Consider the following 2,261-nt stretch of genomic DNA (forward strand, 5'->3'; position numbering starts at 1 on the left):
CTGTAAAAGCCGGAGTCAATGCAATCGTAGCAGGTTTCTTCGTCGCCGTGGTCCAAATGCACCGCGAAGATCGCTTCCGGGAAAATTTCGCCGGCGGAACGGATGATGGCTTCCAGCATCCGCTTGTCGGTGTACTTCCGGGCACCCTTGGAGATTTGGATGATGAACGGTGCCTGGCTGGCCAGACAGCCTTTGAACAAGCCCATGGCCTGCTCGGCGTTATTGATATTGTACGCTCCAATGGCGTACTTTCCGTACGCGACCTTGAAGAGTTGGTCTGTGGTAACGATCATAGTGTTTCTTATTCTGTGTTTTGTTATTTTAGTGCTGTTTCGGTACTAAGTTTCAAAGTCCAGGCGATGAAAATCAGGGCCAGCCTCGCAAGGCGCTTGCGGGCTCGTCGCTACTCATCGTGTATTTCCGTCACAACCATCCGAACAACATAGCGGATTCCCGTGCGGCGGTCAAACATGGAATGGAAAATGCCTCGCCGGGGCAATCGGCCCAGACATGATGCGTTTGACGATAAATTTGACTAATGAACTGTTAACCCGGCCTTATTTAAAAGTGCCTTTTGGCACGCGGCAAATTGAACACGGAAAAGTTGACTCTTTTCAACTAATGTCTAACTTAAGGGGAAGTTTATGAAGATTATCATACCGATTTTATCTCTTGTATTGGCAGGCAGCCTCGGTGGCGCAATTAACGCAGCGGCGGAAACCGCCGCGGCTGGGACTGTTTCCGGAACGGTTCTTGAAATCGCCAACGCCGGGGCATACACCTATGTGCAACTGGATACCGGTAAGGAAAAAGTTTGGGCAGCCGCGCCACAATTCCCGGTCAAAGCCGGCGACAAGGCGTCGTTTGCCAATGGGATGCCCATGCAAAACTACACCAGTAAAATTCTCAATCGCACCTTTGCCACGGTTTATTTTGTGGGTGTCATCACCGTCGGTGACCGCCAACCGATCACCACTGATTCGGCCATGAATCCCCACTCGCCGGGTGGCACTGCCGACCCGCACGCACAAATGCGGGCACAAACCCCGTCGAGTAAGGTGGATTTCACCGGGATCAAAAAAGTGGCTGGGGGAATGACGGTCGCGGAGGTGGTGGCCTTGAAAAGCGAATGGGGCGATAAACCGGTTTCTCTACGCGCCAAAGTGGTGAAGTATAATGCCATGATCATGGGCAAAAATTGGCTTCATGTTCAAGATGGCACCGGTTCCAGCGGAGCCAATGATTTAACGGTTACAACCGCGGACACTGTCAAAGTTGGTGATACGGTTCTGGTGCAGGGAAAATTGTCCTTCAACAAAGACTTCGGGGCTGGATACAAATACGGCCTTGTGATGGAAGATGCGAAAGTCACCACTGAGGGGGCGAAGTAGCAGAAGGCCAGCCACCAAAACACGCAGGACCAGATATGGGGCTGCGGTCAGTTGCCCATTACCGCATGAAAGGTGTCGGCCTCAGTGAGCGCTTGACGATGAACGGGGGAGAATTACTATCACCCCCCATGCGTCTTGGCCATAAGCAAGGTTCCCTGGCAGCGTAGCGTTGAGTGACGCGGGATGGGGTGTCGGAAAAAGTTATTTCTATCTATCTATCATGATCTACCGACTCCAAATGTTCGCGATGCGCAAAACATCAGCCCGTCGAATCCTCCTGGGCCTTATCCTGTTACAACTATTGCCAGCCACCCTGCCGGCGGCGGATTGGCCCTGCTGGCGCGGTCCAGATGGTTTGGGCGTGAGCACCGAGAAAAGCCTTCCCGTGCAGTGGGGCAAGGATAAGAACATCGCATGGAAAACCGCGCTGCCGGGCAAAGGGGCCTCCTCGCCCGTCATCGTGGGTAATCGCGTGTATCTCACCGCCCAACCAACGAATCTCAGTCTGCATGTGCTGGCTATCAGCCGTGAGCGGGGCGAGATCCTCTGGGATCGCGAAATCGGGCGCGGCACGCTTCATGCCAACAAACTGCATAACATGGCCTCCCCCACGCCCATGGCCGACGGCCAGCACGTCTGGGCCATGTTCGGCACGGGCGACCTTGCCTGCCTGGATAACGACGGCAAAATCCTCTGGCAACGCAACCTCGTGCAGGAATACGGCGTTTTCAAGTTCGGCCACGGCTACGGATCCTCGCCGATGCTCGATGCGGGACGGCTGTTCATTGTCTGCATGCACCAGGGGCCCTCCTATGTACTGATTCTGCTGAAAAACCCTTGGTCATTTTTTGAGGCCCTTGGCTGGGCTGG

General features: G+C 54.3%; 3 protein-coding genes. 2 read left to right on the forward strand and 1 reads right to left on the reverse strand.

Going from position 1 to position 2,261, the window contains the following annotated elements; translation table 11 throughout:
* A partial coding sequence (locus WCO56_29670) for a class II fructose-bisphosphate aldolase (GenBank protein ID MEI7733771.1) occupies window positions 1-293 on the reverse strand: 293 nt, incomplete at its 3' end.
* Between the two features lie 351 nt (window positions 294-644).
* On the opposite strand from WCO56_29670, the gene WCO56_29675 reads away from it, so the two are divergent.
* Both WCO56_29675 and WCO56_29680 read left to right on the forward strand, forming a co-directional pair.
* Window positions 645-1,391, forward strand: coding sequence for a hypothetical protein (locus WCO56_29675; GenBank protein MEI7733772.1), 747 nt, complete (start codon window positions 645-647; stop codon window positions 1,389-1,391).
* A gap of 247 nt (window positions 1,392-1,638) precedes the next feature.
* Window positions 1,639-2,261, forward strand: a 623-nt coding sequence (locus tag WCO56_29680; protein MEI7733773.1) for a PQQ-binding-like beta-propeller repeat protein, incomplete at its 3' end; no start/stop codon positions are given.

Source organism: Verrucomicrobiota bacterium, assembly GCA_037139415.1.
Lineage (GTDB): Bacteria > Verrucomicrobiota > Verrucomicrobiia > Limisphaerales > Fontisphaeraceae > JBAXGN01.